The following is a 16,887-nucleotide window of genomic DNA, read 5'->3' on the forward strand; positions in this document are numbered from 1 at the left end:
GGGGATGAGATGGCTGGTTCAACACACAATCCTGCGCAAAATGCAGAGCCAGTGGCGTAATTGGAGCCCAACGATATCTCGTGCTCTCGTGGCATGGCGATCTGGCTCAGCACCAATCAGGTCTGGCTTGCCATTTCCTCCTATCAAACAGGGCAGCTGTTTCTGGTTGGCGTCAAACCCAGTGGCGGTATTCATTTTCATGCCATCGGCACGGGTCGTGCTATGGGCCTTTGGGCAGAACCACAACGGTTGATCCTTGGTACGGCCAAACAGGTGATCCGGTTTGAGAATATTCTGGAGGACGATCAACGCGTTGGGGATGCAGACAAGTATTATGTACCTCGTGTGGCGCATACGACGGGTGATCTGGATATTCATGACATCGTGGTCACAGACGATGGTGGTATCGTGTTCGCAAACACCATGTACTCCTGCTTGTCGACCTTGCATTCCATCCACTCCTTTGCCCCTTGGTGGACACCTGACTTCATCTCCAAACACGCTGCTGAGGATCGATGTCATCTGAATGGCATTGCGCTTAGGGATGGCAAACCAGCTTATGTGACCATGGTCAGCCGGGCAGATGTGATCAACGGGTGGCGGGACCGTCGGGAGGAAGGCGGCTGTCTGATCGATATTACCAGTAATGAAGTCATTACCGAAAAACTCTCCATGCCGCACTCACCGCGTTGGCATGAGGGTGAGCTGTGGGTGGTTAACTCAGGCACGGGCTATCTTGGCACTATTGACCTTGCCAGCGGCACATTTCAGCCACGCTGTTTCCTGCCGGGGTTTGCACGTGGACTGGCGTTTCACAACAATCATGCCATCGTTGGCCTCTCCCTGCCGGGTGACGGTTCATTCAAAGGCCTGCCGTTGGATGAGGAGTTGAAGAAACGCGATGCAGACCCATGGTGCGGCGTGCAGGTCATCAACCTTGCCACAGGGGATGTGGTGGAATGGATTCGGTTTAGAGGTGTGGTGAAGGAAATGCTTGATGTTTGCACTTTGCCGGGAGTTCGTTTGCCGTCCGGCGCCTCGCCGACGTCCTCAGAAATGAGTAGCCTGCGCACAATCGCCAGCGCTTCAAAACAAACGGAAATTGCGTAATTTGAACGGATTAATGGCTACATGCAAGAAGTTAGCATCTCATAGCTTACTGCGATAACCTTGGCCAGCGGAGCAGGTCTAACCTCCGCCGATAATGACACCGGCGGCAAACACCAGTGAGCCGCCGAGAACAACCTGAAACGTCGCCCGCAAGAGCGGCGTTTCCATGTATTTGCTCTGGATCCACGCAATCGCGCAGAGCTCAACCGCCACAACGAAAAACGCAATGAACGTGGCCACCCAAAAATCACTGAGCAGGTACGGGATGGTGTGGCCCAGCCCACCAAGAGCTGTCATCACGCCGGACGCAACGCCGCGCAAGACAGGCGAGCCTCGTCCGGAAATCTGCCCGTCATCCGAGACAGCCTCCGTAAAGCCCATGGAAATACCCGCGCCGATGGAGGCTGCAAGGCCAACGAGAAACGTGGTCCATGTGTTGCCTGTTGCAAAGGCTGTTGCGAACACGGGCGCCAGTGTGGAGACGGAGCCATCCATCAACCCTGCAAGCCCCGGCTGGATCAGGGTCAGGATCAGCTTGCGGTGTGCGGTTTCTTCCTCTTGCTCTCCCGTTGAGGCCAGATGAGTTTGTGACAAGGTGCGGGCTTTGTTCTGGTGATCAGCTTCCACCGCTGCCAAGTCGCCCAGCAAGCGCCGTGTATCTGCATCCGTGCTCTTCTTTTCGGCGTTCTCGTAGAATGTGCGGGAGGCCGTCTCCATGTTCTCGGAGATATGACGGATCTGATCGAGCGTCAGCTGTGTGGACAGCCAGAGCGGGCTTCGGGCATAAAACCCGGAGACATGTTCGCGGCGGATCAAAGGGATGGTGTCGCCGAAGCGTTTTTGGTGCAGCTCGATCAGCGAAATCCGGTGTTGATCTTCCTCATTGGCCATGTCAGCGAAGACGGCGGCGGTTCCTGGGTAATCATCCTGCAATCGTTTTGCAAACCCCCGATAGATGCGAGCGTCATCTTCCTCTGACGAGATGGCAAGAGCCAGCACCTGCTGCTCGCTCAGGTCAGAAAATCGCATGCGTGACGTCAGATACAACATCCATGAACTTTCTATTTCGCAATTTCGCGCAGATCCTAAGCAGATTTCATTGCAAACAGGCGGTTTCAGTCTCTCAAATAAACCGCAAATTTGAACGGGCTGGCGGGGTAAATGAGGAGAATTGAGTGCCGCGCCATTGATTGCGCTATCAGCAGATGTGATTGATGTTTTTGGGAAAACGTGATCGGCAATGATGGTTTAAATGCAAAGAACGCTTGCATTTGAACAGACTGGTTTAATCAATCTTAACTTATTATACTAAAGTCGATTCCGTGCCTTAAAATAAACGGATAGGAGGAGCACAACTTTATTAGCCAATAACAAAACTTAGTTAGCAGGAGACGTGTCATGCCTGTAAATAAGTTGAATGCTGAACAGCACGATTGGGCCAAGGCAGTCTACCAGAACATGCATTGGAACTTCCCCGAGGAAAACGGGGACCAACGCAATGGAACTGCTGAACCGGATTTGAGCGACTATGTCGTCGTCGACACCCCACCTCCAGAACGGCCCGCTGGCGAAAAGCCAATGCCGGTCCATGCTGTCTTTGAGGAAATTGGCCTGCCGGAATCCGAAACGCTTCGTGAGCGGTTAGACCGCTTGCGTACCTTCCAGCAGAAGAAAGAGGCTTTCTTAAAAGACCCTCTCGCTACAGCTTATGCTGACCCTTCAGCCGCCAAATGGGAGCATCATGTGAAAGATGTACTGGGCATGCCTCAGGAAAAAGCTGATGAAATGGTCAAGCAGCAGTTCACCCGTGATCTGAAAAAAGAGCTGAAGGATGAGTCCCGGAGTGTCACCAAGGAAATTTTTGACAGTCAGGCGGACGATCCCCGTTTCAATGAGTTCCTGCAGAATGCAGCCAACTCCAACCCTAAGCAGCTGACCCCGGCCCACCGCGAAATGCTGGTGTTTATGAGCCAGAATATGGTCAAGCTCGGGAATGCTCTCGTCAAAGATGTCAATGAGCTGTACCGCCAGCATGCCTTCGGCAAGGCTATGAGCGACACCATCGACAATGCGAAGGAAAATGCAGTTTCTGACAGTGAGCGACAAAAGCTGGAAGAAATTGAACAGGAAGTTGTTGAGTACCGTATGGCCGTTGCCCGGCAATTGGGCATGGCACTGAACACCACAAACGACGTTCAGTCTGCCATCAGCTTTGGTCAGACCGTGGATTCTGCCGTTGATGAACTGGCAGAGCAGAACGACCGAGCCCTGAAGGCAGCCTCCGGCCTTGCAAAGATGGCGAAGAACATGGTCAACGACCACCTTGCCCAGACCAACAGCCCCCGCAAGACCATGAATTGGGTTGCCACCCAGCCATGGGCAAAGCTGGTTGATATCGACATCACCACCAAGGGTGAGTTCTTCAACATTGAAGCGCAGCTGCGCGACAGCGCTGCGGGAAATGAAGACACTGACGGTCTGGGTATCGACAGCAGCACTGATCTGGCACAGCGAAATCTGTCCAAAGAAAAGCTCATGGCCAATCCTGAGCTGATCTTCAACGGCTTGCGCTCACCAAAAATGATGGAGGCCCTGACCACCAAGGTTACGGGTGAAGCCAGCAATGATGATGTGCCATTTGTCGAAAAGCCAAGTGATCTGGCAATGAACTGGGGTGAAACCCTCGCCCGCGCACAGGCAAGTGGCCGGGATATCAGTGATCAGCTGCCTGATTACATGACTTTGAAGCAAATCCGCTATCACGACATCAAGAAGGGCTTCTTCTCCAACACGGACACCGTGAAAACGGCCTGGGTTGTGGAACAAAAACCAACCTCTGACACTGTTGCCGAGGTCAACCTGATTAACAATCTGCCACGCGCCATTGCAGGTGATCTGGGCGATCTGGCTCTCAATATGTCTGATCTGCGAGAAGATCAGTCACAAAAGAGCAGCGACATTCAGGACAAGAGAGGCCATCTGGACGAGTTCCTTACCTCCAAGGGTGACGGCCTGTTGCAAAGCTATGGGAATGCACATGATGCGATCAGCAGCTTGCAGGACCATGCCATGAAGGAAGTCATGGCCAAGATGAGCAACGGCACGAGCATCCGCAAGATCCTGAAATGGGCCAAGGAACAGCCTTGGTCAGCCATGTTCCAGGTTGAAATCACACCGATGGAAGGTGGCAAGAAGGATCAGTACAATGTCGTGATCAAGGAAGTTGAACACGGCACCACAGAAGCCAGCAGTGTTGTGATGAATGAGCCAACAGATCAAGACAAGGAAAATGCCGGTAACATCGCTGACGAAGATGATCAGGCCTTTGGTGAAGATCTGCATGGTTTGAGTGGTGCCTTGAAGGCCCTGTTGAACCCATCCGTTTACAAGCAGCTGATCTCCAAACCCACCGGAGAAAAGAGCGACGGAATGCAAATAGTCGAAGAACCAACCAAACTGGCACGGGATTGGGCAGACCTGATTCAGAAATCTGCTGGCCCCGGTGCAAGCTTGCCGGACTATCTGGAACTTCGTCAGGTCAAATACCGCGTCCGCTCCTTCCTGCCTTGGAAGAGAAACAAGCTGGAAGCCTGTTGGGTTCTGGAATTTAAGCCTACGGCTTTCAAACAAGCCGCATAAATGAGCCTCATGTGCTCATAAACGATGAATGACCTTCCTTATCTAATGGCTTGGGCTCTGCGGTCTCCGCAGGGCCTGTTTTATTATCCGGTTTGCAGGGTTATCCAAAGCGGCAGGCTGATGCAGGAGAGCAAGGTGGACTGGGCGATCAGCGTGGCCGGTTGCCGGCAGTCCGCCCCAAAGGCAGCGGCCAGAACGTGAGCAGCTGAAGCGGTGGGCAAAGCTGCGAACAGCACCAATACGGATGCCTGTTCTTTTGGAATGGCAAAGCTGTGCACCATAAACCAGGCGATGCAGGGCAAGGCCAACAGTTTTATGGAGTTCAACCCACCCGTATAGATATCCAGCTTCATCAGTCCCTGCCAATCAAGTGTCGCTCCAATCGCCAGCAATGCTAATGGGATGGCGGCCAGAGCCAGTTGATTGAGACCTTCCGAAAGGACTGAGGGAAGCGGATACCCACTCAAGCCCACCGCAACACCGCTAAGGGCTGCCAGAAAGAATGGATTGAGCACCACCTTTCCCACAGCCTTGCGCAGACCAAGACCTTTGCCCATGGAAAGAGCCGTTACCGCCATCAGGTTCGCCATTGGCACCGCAAAGCCAATGGCTATGGCCATGAGAGAGGCACTGTCTGCGTCCAACGCATTGATGGCCACAAACCCGATTGCTGTATTGAACCGCCATGCTGTTTGCCAACCAGCGGCAAAATCCAAAAACTGTGTTGGACCAAATGGTCGCAACATCCAGCCAAGCAACAAGCCGACCCCTAAAATACCCCAGGTACCCAATCCGATGATGGCTGCATCATCCAGATTGATGGGCCGAGCTGCTGCGGCGGAGAACATCAGGGCTGGAAACAGCAACTGAAAGTTCAGTGTATCAATGCCGCGCCAGGTGGCCTGGTCCAGACGCTTGCCAAACACACCGCCCAAAGCCAGCAAACCCAAACTTGGCAGCAATGCCATTGCGATCCCCATGCGCCCTCTCCCTACTGGTTTGGCTGGTCTTTCCTGCTGCTATGTCTTAGGCTAATGACAAGATATAAAATAATAAGCTGAGCTTATAATATGCGGTGATACCTGATGACCAAGCCTGATGGCCTCAATTCTTTTGCAATGCGCTTGCCAGAACTTGCCGTGCGCGCTCTGCCTTTGCTGCAGGTGGTTGGCTCCGTCACCAAAACCGCGCATCAACTGGGGGTGAGCCAGTCTGCCGTCAGCCAGTCCATCGCAGAGCTTGAAAAGCGGCTTGGCGTAAAGGTGCTTCGCCGCGGTGCACAGCCGGTGCAGCTGACGGATGAGGGCAAGTTGATCGCTCAATATGCCCTGAGCGTGCAGGCGGCGGAAGAAAATGCACTGGCTAGCATCAATGACCTGCGCCAGAACAAAGGCGGGCGCGTGCGCATCGGGTCTTCAGGCCCTTCCGCCTCCACACGGCTCCTGCCTCATGTCATGAAACGCTTCTCACGCCACTACCCCGGTATCGCGCTGGAGCTGCGCGAGGCGCAGGATCAGGAAATCATCGCAGCTTTGCGACGCGGTGAGGTGGATGTGGCCGTAGTCCCGGGACTAGATGGTGATGAGGAGTTCGAGAGTCTGCCCATTGCCTGTGACCGACTTGTCGCGATCACTGCAGATGATATGGATCTGCCGCAGCACATGAACGCCGAAGCTTTTCAAAAGCAGCCCTTCATTATGACTAAGGGCGGTAGTGAGCCGTTGGTGCGGAAATGGTTTGGCCGGTCAGATACAGACCCACGCGTGGATCACTCCATTCAGCAGATCACATCCATTCTGGCAGTCGTACGATCCGGTCTTGCATGCTCGATTATTGCGGAACTTGCGCTGCCTGAGGATCTGGATGGTGTGAAAGTTTTACCGCTTGATGCCCCTGCCCCGCGTAGCCTGTTCTTCACCCGCTTGCCGACAACACCCAGCAACAGCGCGGTGACGAGATTTTGGGAGTTTACCGAGCAGGAGATCTATCGGGAGGAGTAATTTTCCCCTGCCCTTGGGGCAATACCGCAACTCTCTTATCTTGGTTAATCAGAATGTGCTCATAAGTTACGAATCCGGGGATGGATTTTCCAAAACTGTACCGGGTGGTCGGTTGAAAACGATAATTTACGCCCGTCAGACGCGAAATTTTCACCAAAATTTTTCGTGATAACCGTAGGTAAACTACGTATTTTCAAATTAACTAATTGAAAAACAACAGAAAAGTTTGAAATAGGTCTATTGTAGATGTATTCCCTATGCATGCCGAGGATGTAAACTAAATCATAATAAAAATCATGGTGGGAGGCTAACCATGGAAATAATGACGAATATCCTAGGCGAAATCAATTCTATCGTTTGGGGCCCTGTGATGCTTATAGCCATTCTCGGGGTAGGACTTTTTCTCCAGATCGGACTCAAACTAATGCCCATCTTTAAGTTGGGCACGGGCTTTAGCCTGCTCTGGAAGGGTCGCCAAGGCGAAGGTGGTGGTGAAATCAGCCCCTTCAATGCGTTGATGACTTCTCTTTCAGCTACAATTGGAACAGGTAACATTGCAGGCGTTGCGACGGCTGTGTTCCTGGGCGGGCCTGGCGCTCTCTTCTGGATGTGGATGACTGCTCTTGTGGGCATGGCAACCAAGTATGCTGAAGCTGTCCTCGCGGTGAAATATCGTGAGCGTGACAACGCTGGCAACTTTGTTGGTGGCCCGATGTACTACATCAAAAACGGTCTTGGCCGTAAGTGGTACTGGCTTGCTCCAACCTTTGCTGCATTCGGCGCTGTTGCTGCGTTCGGCATTGGTAACGGTGTGCAAGCCAACAGTGTTGCGAACGTTCTGAATGAGAACTTCAGCATTCCGGCACAAGCAACGGCTGTTGTCCTGATGGCACTCACAGCTGCTGTTATTCTGGGAGGAGTAACGCGCATTGGTAACGTTGCCGGCAAACTGGTTCCGTTCATGGCTATTGCGTACATTGCAGCTGGCCTTGTTGTTCTGATCATCAACATCGATTCCATCGGTGCTGCTGTGCAGACAGTGTTTGCTCAGGCATTCACCTCCACAGCTGCTGAAGGTGGCTTTGCTGGTGCTGCTGTTTGGGCTGCGATCCGCTTTGGTGTTGCGCGTGGCGTCTTCTCTAACGAAGCTGGTCTGGGTTCTGCGCCAATCGCTCACGCGGTTGCTGAAACCAAGAGCCCTGTTAATCAGGGTCTGATCGCAATGCTCGGCACGTTCATCGACACCATCATCGTTTGTACCATCACTGGTCTTGCGATTGTGGCATCCGGTGTGTGGACCTCTGGCTCCTCCGGTGCAGCGCTCACCTCTCTGGCATTTGAAACATCTCTGCCAGGTGTTGGTGGCTACCTGATTGCGATCTCGCTCTCAGTGTTTGCATTCACCACCATTCTGGGGTGGAGCTTCTACGGCGAGAAATGCGTTGGCTTCTTCTTTGGGCCACGTGCGCTCAAGCCATACCGCATCCTCTGGGTGGTTGCGATCTACTTCGGCGCAACTGCGGAACTGAGCTTCATCTGGCTGCTGGCTGATACGCTGAATGCGATGATGGCTATTCCAAACCTGATCGCGCTGGCACTTCTCAGCCCGATTGTCTTCAAGCTCACCAAGGAGTTCTTCTCCGAAGATGATGAGACTGAGGACACGGAAAAAGCCCCGGCTGAATAAGAGAAAACACAGTTTTCAAAGGAATGGCCCGGTTTCATCACCGGGCCATTTTTGTATGTGCCGCGATCTATGAGATTGCCGATGTAATTCAGGCTAACCATATCAAATGCCAGAAGAGTGGAATTGATTGGTCCTTGGTTGCAATCCATGGTTTAGATAAGTAAGTAAAGACTCCCGAAATGAGGACGCAAATTCTCTCATTATCATACTCAAGTTGATTCATGTGGCAGTCGAAGATGACATCACTTCTTCCGCTTTGAACTAAGCAGTTGGGAGCTCGGTGAAATGTCGTTTTAACCTTTCACCTATTGGGGTTTGTTGAACTCTGTTTTGGTTAATTGGCTTCGAGTTCGGAGTGCAGCATGCAGTTGCGATCGTTGTGAGTATTGTTATTGTTTATTACCATTCTTCTCTTACTCAAGTTCCTTCTTTATTCCGAAGCTGAGGACTTTCAAACCACCTACCAAGCTGCTCAAAACGGTGATGCTAAGGCTCAACATAATCTTGGTTTCATGTACGCCGAGGGTCTGGGGGTGCAGCAAGATACTGCGAAAGCTATGAAATGGTACCTACAAGCAGCTAATCAGGGTGTTGTCAGATCGCAATACAATCTTGGTATCTGGTATGAAACCGGACGTGGAGTGAAGCAAGACTATACGCAGGCTCTTAAATGGTACCAGCTTGCAGCTGATCAAGGTTTTGCTATGGCACAATCTAATCTCGGTGCCATGTATGATACCGGTAGTGGTGTAAGCCAGGATTATGCACAGGCTATAAAATTGTATCAGCAGGCTGCTGATCAAGGTTATTCCGTTGCGCAGACTAATCTCGGCGGTATGTATGACGCTGGAAGAGGAGTGCAGCAAGATTATGAGTTGGCTTTTAATTGGTACCAGAAGGCTGCCAATCAAGGCGAGGCCATCGCACAGTATAATCTAGGTGTAATGTACTATACTGGCAAAGGAGTTTCGCAGGACTATTCTCAAGCGCAAAGTTGGTCGCGCTTTGCTGCTGAACAGGGCTATGCTTTGGCGCAATCTAACCTGGGGCTCATGTACGCGGAGGGAAAGGGCGTACCTCTGAGTTATGAGCAAGCTTTGAAATGGTATCGCATAGCTGCTGAGCAAGGTGAGGCCGTTGCACAAAAGAATCTCGGAGATATGTACGTGGATGGAAGAGGTGTGTCTCAGAGTTACGTGGAAGCAGTAAGGTTGTATCGTCTAGCTGCAGCGCAGGGTGAAGCTAATGCGCAGTACAATCTCGGGGTAATGCATGCAAATGGAGAAGGCCTGCCGCAGGATGTGGTAAGCGCTTATGTTTGGTTCTCGGTTGCGAGTTCAAATGGCAATGAGAAAGCGCGGCAACTAATGGAGCAGGTTGCAAGGGTACTTACGCCTCAAGATTTGACCCAAGCGCAAGAGCGAATTAGCGAACTTATTGAGAAGTAAAGAAGTTACTAGTGGCCGGCCTTAGCAGATTGAAACCTCTGGAAGAGTTCATCGACTTCTGGGGCAAGGACGTCCCAATGCTTCTTCAGTGCCAGCGCATTGGCTGACCCCTGCCAATCTTTGAAGCAGGGATCATATGGCCTATTGCGATATTACTTCCACCAGGCATCCGGTGAGGTGTAAGCGTCGTAGCTGTTGTTGTTCCGTTCCCATTGGTACTGAGCGGAATCGTAAGCGGACATGGATTCCAGTTTTGCGTCAGGATTGGTTTTCTGCACGTCGAACAGGTCTTCATGGGCTTTGGTGAGCAAGTTGACGACCGGATCATTTGAAAAGAGGTCGCTCTCCTTACCACCGGATAGTCGTTTATAAGCGGCCTGAGCGCTGGCTTTGCTTTCTGCCCACTCGAAGGACTTTTGCTCTTCTGCGGAGGTTTCTTCCTCCAGATACTTCAAAAGAGACAGATAATTGTCGGCAGTTGGTCCATCCTCGGGAGCGTCTTTCTTCAGGATCTCGTCAAGCTGCTCTTGCATCACTTGCTTTGCGGCTTCTATCTCTTCATCAGAGAAATAGCCGTTTTCATTGCTGGCGATCTGGTGGAGGGTTTCGCGGTCAAACTCCAGGTCATCAAAGATATCCTTACGAAACGCTTCGATGTCATCCTTGTACTTGCTGGAGGTCGTATCAAGGTCGCCATAAAGATCGGTCAGCTTGGCGCGCGCATCAACAGCAGCATCCGGGGTCGGCTTAAGGTCAGGCGTCTTTGTCTTGTCTTTGGACTCATCATCCAACGACAAAACACTCTGGTTGACACGAGTGCTGATCGACGACGACGCATTGCCTATATACTTTGCAACGCTGTAGTTGGAGAAGCTGTAGGTTCCGCCGCTGCTGCTGAAAAAGCTCACAATTATTGTCCTTATAAAATCAATAGTGTGATGCTAGTGGTCGAAACCTGCGTGGCGCTGTCCTTTCTGGAAATAAAAGTTGCAAAACTGCAATTTTTGACGCAAGGGAATCTACGTGGAAAATCTAGCTTATTTTATAGGGTGTTGGTGTTAATCAGCGATCTCGAAAACTTCGCCTGAGTTCAGGTCCTTGATCATATCAATCGCTTCACCGCTCCAGTGATAGCTGAAATGTCGGGCCTGCAGCGGTGCTTCCACCACATCGGGATAAAACGCGGCAATACACAACCCGCCCTCGTCGCGAACGCTTGGGTAGAGAATGCCCTCGCCGCCATCTTCCAGCAGCTTACGAGCGAAGACCTGAGAGGCGCTGTAATCATCGGGGTGGAGCAGAACTTCAAAACGTGGATCTGTCACGTCAACAAGTTTAGCCTCAACACTGCCGATCAACTCGCGCATCTGCGCAATCCACCCCGGCGCCTCTTGTGTGGCAACATAGAAATTTCCGGTGTGGTGAACGGTTTCGAACAGTGCGGTTTCAAAAGACTTGGCGGCATAAAACGCGCCGAAATAGCCATCATGGAAGCGGCCAGTCCGATCAGGAGAGGCATGGGTGAACGGTGCCATCAGATAGGATGAGCCTGTTCCATTGACCCGTCGCTCAACAGGGACAAGGTCCAGATTGCCGATGGTTTCTGCAAGGCGCGGATTGGTGCGGCTCTCTGCAGCGGCCAAAAGTTCCCAGTCTGCCGGATCGGCAATGTCTTCGAACAAATCTATGGGTGGGTAAGCCGAGTTGACCAGACGATAATACTTGGGCCAGCTGACATGTGTTTCAGGAGCTTTCAGGTCCGTCTCCACCAAAGTTAATGTGGTCACCAGTTGCCTCGCTGCGCATCAAGATATCTGCGCACGCGCATTAAGTCCGTGAGTTGCCCGCCCATCATAATTTCAAGGGCAGATCTGCCGTCAAAGTCTGTATTGGCGCGTTTCACCCAACCATATCCACGGTTGGCATCACTGAACAGCAAGCGAAGCGCCTTGTGAATGCCAAGCAGGTTGGACAGGCGCGCTGCAAGGTCCACGCTGACACGGCCATAGTGTCTGGTCTTCCAACGTTGATAGGTACGCTTGGCAATGTCTCCCAGCAGCAAAGTGGCCTGCTCATCCGTCAGCTGCCAGCGCTCAAACAAGTTGATCACCGCCCGCTGCATGGCATGCACCTCTTCCTCGGTAAACTTCGGCCCACCGGGTGCCAGAGGTTGTTCAATCTTACGAAGGCTAGGCATCTTCCCTCTCGTCAAACCAGCTGAATAGAATAATGACATATGGCACTATATTATGAATTTGGCGCCAAATGTCAAGAATGGGGCCGAGCTCAAAGAAAATCATCAATTGTTGGCTACCAATGGGGTCTTTATCACCTCTGCGGATGCGAAGGATTATTCGGAAAAGATGGAGGCGGTGGTCAAAGCTCTGCTGGGTGCGTAAGAGTGGCTTATTTTACCTTGCAACGCACGCAAAACGTAAAGAACGCAAACGAACGCACAAAGGAACGCAAACTGAGCTAGTGGGACTTATGCCCGTCATGGAGCGGACAATAAAAAACCGGCACAGAGCATAACTCCGCACCGGTTCTCTTAATGGGGAATGCTAGAGGCTTAGCTCAAGCGCGCCAGAATTGCTTTTGCCGCAGCTTCAGAGGAAGCCGGGTTCTGGCCGGAAATCAGGTTGCCATCTTCCAGAATGAAAGAGCCCCAGTCAGCGCCCTTCTCATAGATTGCGCCTTTTTCCTGCAAGGCATCTTCCACCAGCAACGGCACAACATCAGTCAGCTGCACAGCGTCTTCTTCTGTGTTGGAGAAGCCGGTGACCTTCTTGCCGTTGACCAGTGCAGAGCCATCTGCAGCCTTAGCGTTGACCAATGCGGCAGAGGCATGACAGACAACACCGACAGGTTTGCCAGCGGAATACAGCTGCTCGATCAGAGAGATAGAGGCTGTGTTATCGACCAGATCCCACAGTGGACCATGGCCACCCGGGTAAAACACAGCGTCAAATGCATCGACAGAAACACCATCTAGTTTCACGGTGTTGGCCAAAGCATCGTTTGCGGCTGCATCGGCCTTGAAGCGGTCAGTTGCGGCAGTCTGGAAATCCGGCAGGTCGCTCTTCGGGTCCAGCGGAGGCTGCCCGCCAGCAGGAGAGGCCAGAGTGATTGTCGCGCCAGCGTCTTTAAAGACGTAGTAAGGGGCCGCGAACTCTTCCAGCCAGAAGCCGGTCTTTTCGCCTGTGTTGCCCAGCTTGTCGTGGGATGTGAGGACCATAAGCACGTTCATTGTGATCTACCTTTCAGCAGGCATAGGGGGAGTAGCCACCAGTGCCGTGGCACTGGTGTTCGTGTTGTTTTTATTCTTCTCGTTTTGAGATCAGTCGCCGATTTTTACGACAAGTTTGCCGAAGTTCTTACCTTCCAGGAGGCCCATGAAAGCTTCCGGCGCATTTTCCAAACCGTCTACCATTTGCTCGCGGTACTTCACTTTACCCTCTGCAATCCACTGCTGCATATCCGCTGCGAATTTAGGGTAAAGATTTGGGAAACTGTCAAAGATGATGAAGCCCTGCATGCGGATCTTCTTCACCAGTAATGTGCCCATCAACAAGCCCATACGATCCGGACCATCCGGCAGGCTTGTTGCGTTGTATTGAGAGATCAATCCACACAGCGGAATACGGGCATTTGCGTTGAGAAGCGGCAAGACCGCATCAAACACAGCACCGCCGACATTCTCAAAATAAACGTCAATTCCGTCCGGACAAGCAGCTTTTAGGTCCTGCGCGAAGGTTGGGGAGTTGCGGTCAAGGCAAACGTCAAAACCAAGGTTATCAACGGCGTGCTTGCACTTTTCCGCACCGCCCGCGATGCCAACAACGCGGCAGCCTTTGATCTTGCCGATCTGGCCAACTGTTGCGCCAACTGGGCCGGAAGCTGCTGCAACTGCAATGGTTTCACCCGGTTTCGGCTCGCCAATTTCCAACAGGCCAGCGTAGGCGGTAAAGCCCGGCATGCCCATAATACCCAGTGCCCAGGATGGCATGGCTGGCTCTTTGCCAAGGTTGAAAACCATCTCGCCATTGGAAATTGAGTAGTCTTGCCAACCACCCAGGCTCACCACCCAGTCGCCTTCGCTGAAGTTCTTCAGGTTGGATTTCACCACCACAGAAACAGTTCCGCCGACCATGGCATCGCCAATTTCAACCGGGTCTGCATAGGATTTGGCATCGCTCATACGACCGCGCATATACGGGTCCAGAGACAGATAAACCGTACGCAGCAGCATCTCGCCTTCACCCGGTGTCGGGATAGCGGCTTCTTCAAGACGGAAGTTTTTGGATGTTGGAGCCCCGACAGGGCGTTCCGCCAGCACAATCTGGCGGTTCACTTCGGTATTCTGCGGCATTTTAGGATCCTCAATTAATGTAATTAAGTCTTTGTGATTATATTACTTTATGAATTCAGCTTGGTGTAGACACGCACGTCCACATTGCCACAAATTGCATTGGAATACGGGCAGAGAGAATTAGCTGCCTGAATTACATCATCGGCTTGTTCACGGGTCAGGCCGGAGAATTCCAGATGCAGCTCAATGTCGAGCACAAAGCCGCCTTCGTCTTTTTCTACCACACTGCCAGAGGCTCGGACATCGATGAAGTCCAGTGGGTACTCTTTGTGCCCAGAGACCATCTTCAACGAATACTCAAAACAAGAGGCATAGCCCATCGCGAAGAGTTCTTCCGGCGTAATGCCTGCACCTTCAGTTCCTGGAGGAGTCACTCGAATTTTTGCAGCTTCGTCGCTCAACGTTAATGTGCCGGAGCGTCCGTTTTCAGCTGTAGTGTCTGTGTCATAGAAGACTTTCATATCTTCACCTTAGATTTTGTGTCTGACGTCTGTTGGACTAGGTTTCTTAGGGATTGATGGCTTTATGCAGCAGGCAGCATTATTTCTGTAACCTCCAGTGCTTTCTGGAGAGGCTTCTTATCTCGTGTGACTTTTCCAATGAGGCTCGCACCCAGCCACATCTGGTAAAGCATCTGAGCTGTCATTCTCGCATTCAGTATCAGAGCGATAGAACCTTCCTGAACGCCAGCTTCGATAACGTCACCAAGACGTTGTTCGATGCTGGAATTCATTTTGGCCAGTAGTGTTCTCATGTCTTCAGAAATGTCTGCAACCTCCGCACTTAGCTTTACGATCAAGCAATGCTTGGATGCATCCCCAGAGTGCTGGCAATTCTCCCAAAATTGCCAGTATTGGAACAGCTTTTCTCGCATGGTCAGCGCGTCGGTTTCAAACATCCCGTTCAAGTTTTTCATGCGCTCATTTATATATTGTTGAACCAATACGCAGCCGAAATGCTCTTTGGACTCGAAGTAATGATAGAATGAGCCTTTCGGAACTCCGGCGGTTTTTAACAGTACGCTCAGGCCCATGCTGGAAAAACCCTGCTCTGCTATCAACTTACGCCCGGTTTCCAAGATGTGTTGTCTTGTGGCTTCGCTTTTCTTCATCTTCATAAGGCGTATTTTAATTAAAAATAGACCGGTCGTCTAGTCCATTTCGGAATATCCCTTATGACGTCTATTCACAAGGACTTCAATGCGGGTAATTCCCTGAGTGGACTAGCGGGGATTGTTTATGATTGGGGTGAAGGCCGGGGCTGAGTTATGCCTGCAGCCCTTCTTCCATAATCGCCCATGAATTGTCGAAGCGCTGTTCGAAGTCAGTCGACTCTTCAAGACGGGAGATGATCAAAGTCCCTTCGACGAGAGCGATTATAGCTTCCACCACGTCGTGCTCGTCTTTCTTTTTGATGGTTCCCTGCTCTATGCCTTCCTTAACCAGATCGGAAAGCCGGGCTTTGATCTGCCCGAAGAAGCGGCGCAGAACCACCTTGGCCACGTTGTGGCGATAGAACTCAAACCAGATCGCGGTGATCACCCTGTGGGTCCGCAGGAAAATCAGCGCTGTTTTGCAGATGAAGTAAATCTGCTGCAGCTGCGTTTCCTCAGCCTTATCATGGTCGTCCAACTGAATGCGCAGGGCATCTTCATAGGTGGTGATGTATTCAGCAAGTACCTGATCTTTCGTAGGAAAGACCTGCGTTACATCCTTTACCTTCAGGCCAGCGTTTGCGGCGATATCAGCGTAGGTGGTCTCAAAGTAACCGAACTTCTCAAAACAAGTTATAGCGGCTTCGAGAATGGACGATTTGGAAGCAGGTACAAGGAAGTCCTCTGAATAGTCGGAGTGGGACCTGTCTGTATCACTCATAATTCGCCTCTTTCCCAAATCGTCGCCTGCTACATACTCAACTCTGCAAGCAGTCTGATTAGAAACATATGATGGGACAACATATTGCCAAGATGATGGTAAATCGCCATCTATGATTTCTGATAAATATAGATCGCTTGCTGAATTCCGCCGTTCTAATAGGGGCTTACAGGGTTCTCAAGTCGGTCTTTTACATATTACGCAACGCGCTTGAACGCGCTTGTCTGGAAATTCTGCTGGTTTTTCTTTGGCGTAATGTGAGTATGCGTTTGTGCGTCCGTCTGCGCAAAGACACCCGGCGCAAGCGCCTGAAGTTTCGCGGCAAGTGTGCGCGAAGAGTACCGCTGCACAGGAAGGCCGGAGCATTTCTCTGGACCATCCTCAGCAAAACTGGAGATGATTGCAGTGCCACCAACGGGAACAGCCTTAACCAACGCGTTTACATAGGCTTTCTGGTCTTCAATCTCCGTGAGGAAGTGGAAGACGGCCCGATCATGCCACACCTGATAGGTCTTGTCTGGTGTCCAGTTGGTGATGTCTGCGTTGATCCACTCCACATCATCAGCAACACCGCCAAGACGCTCTTTGCCAGCTTCCAGAACAACAGATGAGATATCGAGAACGGCAAGCGGTGGTGGTTTCAACTGGTGGTCGCAACACTTTAATCTTTGAATAAAGATGGAGTGTTCGACATGACGTATCGCCGCCGTATTTACTATTCTGCCGCACAACGAGCCGAGATTTGGGATCGATGGCAGCG

17 protein-coding genes and 1 pseudogene are annotated in these 16,887 nt (G+C 51.6%); 6 read left to right on the plus strand and 12 right to left on the minus strand.

Features of this window, described 5'->3' with window-relative positions:
* The first annotated feature begins 60 nt into the window (after window positions 1-60).
* Window positions 61-1,110 carry a TIGR03032 family protein gene (locus PsAD37_RS08675; protein WP_244272499.1) on the plus strand — a complete coding sequence of 350 codons (1,050 nt, stop codon included), beginning with the start codon at window positions 61-63 and terminating at the stop codon, window positions 1,108-1,110.
* A 78-nt stretch (window positions 1,111-1,188) separates the two neighbouring features.
* Here PsAD37_RS08675 and mbfA read toward each other — a convergent pair whose 3' ends face one another.
* On the minus strand, window positions 1,189-2,139 hold the full coding sequence (gene mbfA, locus PsAD37_RS08680) for an iron exporter MbfA (RefSeq protein WP_244272500.1): 951 nt from the start codon (window positions 2,137-2,139) through the stop codon (window positions 1,189-1,191).
* Window positions 2,140-2,508: 369 nt separating this feature from the next.
* Here mbfA and PsAD37_RS08685 point away from each other — a divergent pair, with 369 nt between their 5' ends.
* Window positions 2,509-4,749 (plus strand): hypothetical protein, encoded by a 2,241-nt coding sequence (locus PsAD37_RS08685; RefSeq protein WP_063295803.1) that lies wholly within the window; start codon window positions 2,509-2,511, stop codon window positions 4,747-4,749.
* Window positions 4,750-4,832: 83 nt separating this feature from the next.
* On the opposite strand, the gene PsAD37_RS08690 is transcribed toward PsAD37_RS08685, so the two are convergent.
* The gene (locus tag PsAD37_RS08690) at window positions 4,833-5,729 is read right to left on the minus strand and encodes an AEC family transporter (protein ID WP_063295804.1); all 897 of its coding nucleotides are present in this window, start codon (window positions 5,727-5,729) and stop codon (window positions 4,833-4,835) included.
* 105 nt (window positions 5,730-5,834) lie between these two features.
* Between PsAD37_RS08690 and PsAD37_RS08695 the strand changes: the two genes are divergently transcribed.
* The 3 genes from PsAD37_RS08695 to PsAD37_RS08705 all read left to right on the plus strand — a co-directional run bounded on the left by PsAD37_RS08695 (window position 5,835) and on the right by PsAD37_RS08705 (window position 9,884).
* Window positions 5,835-6,749: a LysR family transcriptional regulator gene (locus PsAD37_RS08695; protein ID WP_063295805.1), complete on the plus strand. Its 915-nt coding sequence runs from the start codon at window positions 5,835-5,837 to the stop codon at window positions 6,747-6,749.
* A 370-nt stretch (window positions 6,750-7,119) separates the two neighbouring features.
* Window positions 7,120-8,436 (plus strand): sodium:alanine symporter family protein, encoded by a 1,317-nt coding sequence (locus PsAD37_RS08700; protein ID WP_244272502.1) that lies wholly within the window; start codon window positions 7,120-7,122, stop codon window positions 8,434-8,436.
* 392 nt (window positions 8,437-8,828) lie between these two features.
* Window positions 8,829-9,884 carry an SEL1-like repeat protein gene (locus tag PsAD37_RS08705; RefSeq protein ID WP_208991782.1) on the plus strand — a complete coding sequence of 352 codons (1,056 nt, stop codon included), beginning with the start codon at window positions 8,829-8,831 and terminating at the stop codon, window positions 9,882-9,884.
* 152 nt (window positions 9,885-10,036) lie between these two features.
* Here PsAD37_RS08705 and PsAD37_RS08710 read toward each other — a convergent pair whose 3' ends face one another.
* The 3 genes from PsAD37_RS08710 to PsAD37_RS08720 all read right to left on the minus strand — a co-directional run bounded on the left by PsAD37_RS08710 (window position 10,037) and on the right by PsAD37_RS08720 (window position 12,006).
* Window positions 10,037-10,792, minus strand: a complete 756-nt coding sequence (locus tag PsAD37_RS08710) for a hypothetical protein (protein WP_208991783.1) — start codon at window positions 10,790-10,792, stop codon at window positions 10,037-10,039.
* Between the two features lie 150 nt (window positions 10,793-10,942).
* The gene (locus PsAD37_RS08715) at window positions 10,943-11,671 is read right to left on the minus strand and encodes an RES family NAD+ phosphorylase (protein WP_244272501.1); all 729 of its coding nucleotides are present in this window, start codon (window positions 11,669-11,671) and stop codon (window positions 10,943-10,945) included.
* Window positions 11,668-12,006, minus strand: coding sequence for an MbcA/ParS/Xre antitoxin family protein (locus PsAD37_RS08720; protein WP_084407702.1), 339 nt, complete (start codon window positions 12,004-12,006; stop codon window positions 11,668-11,670). Before PsAD37_RS08720 ends, PsAD37_RS08715 begins: the two co-directional genes overlap by 4 nt.
* A gap of 127 nt (window positions 12,007-12,133) precedes the next feature.
* Here PsAD37_RS08720 and PsAD37_RS28325 point away from each other — a divergent pair, with 127 nt between their 5' ends.
* On the plus strand, window positions 12,134-12,283 hold the full coding sequence (locus PsAD37_RS28325) for a hypothetical protein (RefSeq protein WP_193778235.1): 150 nt from the start codon (window positions 12,134-12,136) through the stop codon (window positions 12,281-12,283).
* A 170-nt stretch (window positions 12,284-12,453) separates the two neighbouring features.
* Here the strand turns inward: PsAD37_RS28325 and PsAD37_RS08725 are convergent, their stop codons facing one another.
* The 7 genes and pseudogenes from PsAD37_RS08725 to PsAD37_RS08750 all read right to left on the minus strand — a co-directional run.
* Window positions 12,454-13,131 (minus strand): type 1 glutamine amidotransferase domain-containing protein, encoded by a 678-nt coding sequence (locus tag PsAD37_RS08725; RefSeq protein ID WP_063295810.1) that lies wholly within the window; start codon window positions 13,129-13,131, stop codon window positions 12,454-12,456.
* A gap of 90 nt (window positions 13,132-13,221) precedes the next feature.
* Window positions 13,222-14,253: an NADP-dependent oxidoreductase gene (locus PsAD37_RS08730; RefSeq protein ID WP_063293039.1), complete on the minus strand. Its 1,032-nt coding sequence runs from the start codon at window positions 14,251-14,253 to the stop codon at window positions 13,222-13,224.
* Between the two features lie 47 nt (window positions 14,254-14,300).
* On the minus strand, window positions 14,301-14,714 hold the full coding sequence (locus PsAD37_RS08735) for an Ohr family peroxiredoxin (protein ID WP_082826929.1): 414 nt from the start codon (window positions 14,712-14,714) through the stop codon (window positions 14,301-14,303).
* A 62-nt stretch (window positions 14,715-14,776) separates the two neighbouring features.
* The gene (locus PsAD37_RS08740) at window positions 14,777-15,169 is read right to left on the minus strand and encodes a TetR family transcriptional regulator C-terminal domain-containing protein (RefSeq protein WP_244272503.1); all 393 of its coding nucleotides are present in this window, start codon (window positions 15,167-15,169) and stop codon (window positions 14,777-14,779) included.
* A gap of 51 nt (window positions 15,170-15,220) precedes the next feature.
* Window positions 15,221-15,370: pseudogene (locus PsAD37_RS29385) on the minus strand (TetR/AcrR family transcriptional regulator); the annotation flags it as partial.
* 148 nt (window positions 15,371-15,518) lie between these two features.
* The gene (locus PsAD37_RS08745) at window positions 15,519-16,127 is read right to left on the minus strand and encodes a TetR/AcrR family transcriptional regulator (RefSeq protein WP_063295812.1); all 609 of its coding nucleotides are present in this window, start codon (window positions 16,125-16,127) and stop codon (window positions 15,519-15,521) included.
* A 197-nt stretch (window positions 16,128-16,324) separates the two neighbouring features.
* Window positions 16,325-16,887, minus strand: a 563-nt coding sequence (locus tag PsAD37_RS08750) for a trans-aconitate 2-methyltransferase (protein ID WP_153039696.1), incomplete at its 5' end; no start/stop codon positions are given.

The sequence above is a fragment of the Pseudovibrio sp. Ad37 genome (assembly GCF_001623075.1).
GTDB lineage: Bacteria > Pseudomonadota > Alphaproteobacteria > Rhizobiales > Stappiaceae > Pseudovibrio.

What these genes read in the sequence shown, in the direction of transcription:
- PsAD37_RS08735 (WP_082826929.1), bottom strand. Translation starts at nt 14,714, where the DNA reads ATGAAAGTCTTCTATGACACAGACACTACAGCTGAAAACGGACGCTCC.
- PsAD37_RS08730 (WP_063293039.1), bottom strand. Translation starts at nt 14,253, where the DNA reads ATGCCGCAGAATACCGAAGTGAACCGCCAGATTGTGCTGGCGGAACGC.
- PsAD37_RS08700 (WP_244272502.1), top strand. Translation starts at nt 7,120, where the DNA reads ATGCTTATAGCCATTCTCGGGGTAGGACTTTTTCTCCAGATCGGACTC.
- PsAD37_RS08745 (WP_063295812.1), bottom strand. Translation starts at nt 16,127, where the DNA reads ATGAGTGATACAGACAGGTCCCACTCCGACTATTCAGAGGACTTCCTT.
- PsAD37_RS08725 (WP_063295810.1), bottom strand. Translation starts at nt 13,131, where the DNA reads ATGAACGTGCTTATGGTCCTCACATCCCACGACAAGCTGGGCAACACA.
- mbfA (WP_244272500.1), bottom strand. Translation starts at nt 2,139, where the DNA reads ATGCGATTTTCTGACCTGAGCGAGCAGCAGGTGCTGGCTCTTGCCATC.
- PsAD37_RS08740 (WP_244272503.1), bottom strand. Translation starts at nt 15,169, where the DNA reads ATGAAAAACTTGAACGGGATGTTTGAAACCGACGCGCTGACCATGCGA.
- PsAD37_RS08720 (WP_084407702.1), bottom strand. Translation starts at nt 12,006, where the DNA reads ATGCAGCGGGCGGTGATCAACTTGTTTGAGCGCTGGCAGCTGACGGAT.
- PsAD37_RS08695 (WP_063295805.1), top strand. Translation starts at nt 5,835, where the DNA reads ATGACCAAGCCTGATGGCCTCAATTCTTTTGCAATGCGCTTGCCAGAA.
- PsAD37_RS08685 (WP_063295803.1), top strand. Translation starts at nt 2,509, where the DNA reads ATGCCTGTAAATAAGTTGAATGCTGAACAGCACGATTGGGCCAAGGCA.
- PsAD37_RS28325 (WP_193778235.1), top strand. Translation starts at nt 12,134, where the DNA reads ATGAATTTGGCGCCAAATGTCAAGAATGGGGCCGAGCTCAAAGAAAAT.
- PsAD37_RS08690 (WP_063295804.1), bottom strand. Translation starts at nt 5,729, where the DNA reads ATGGGGATCGCAATGGCATTGCTGCCAAGTTTGGGTTTGCTGGCTTTG.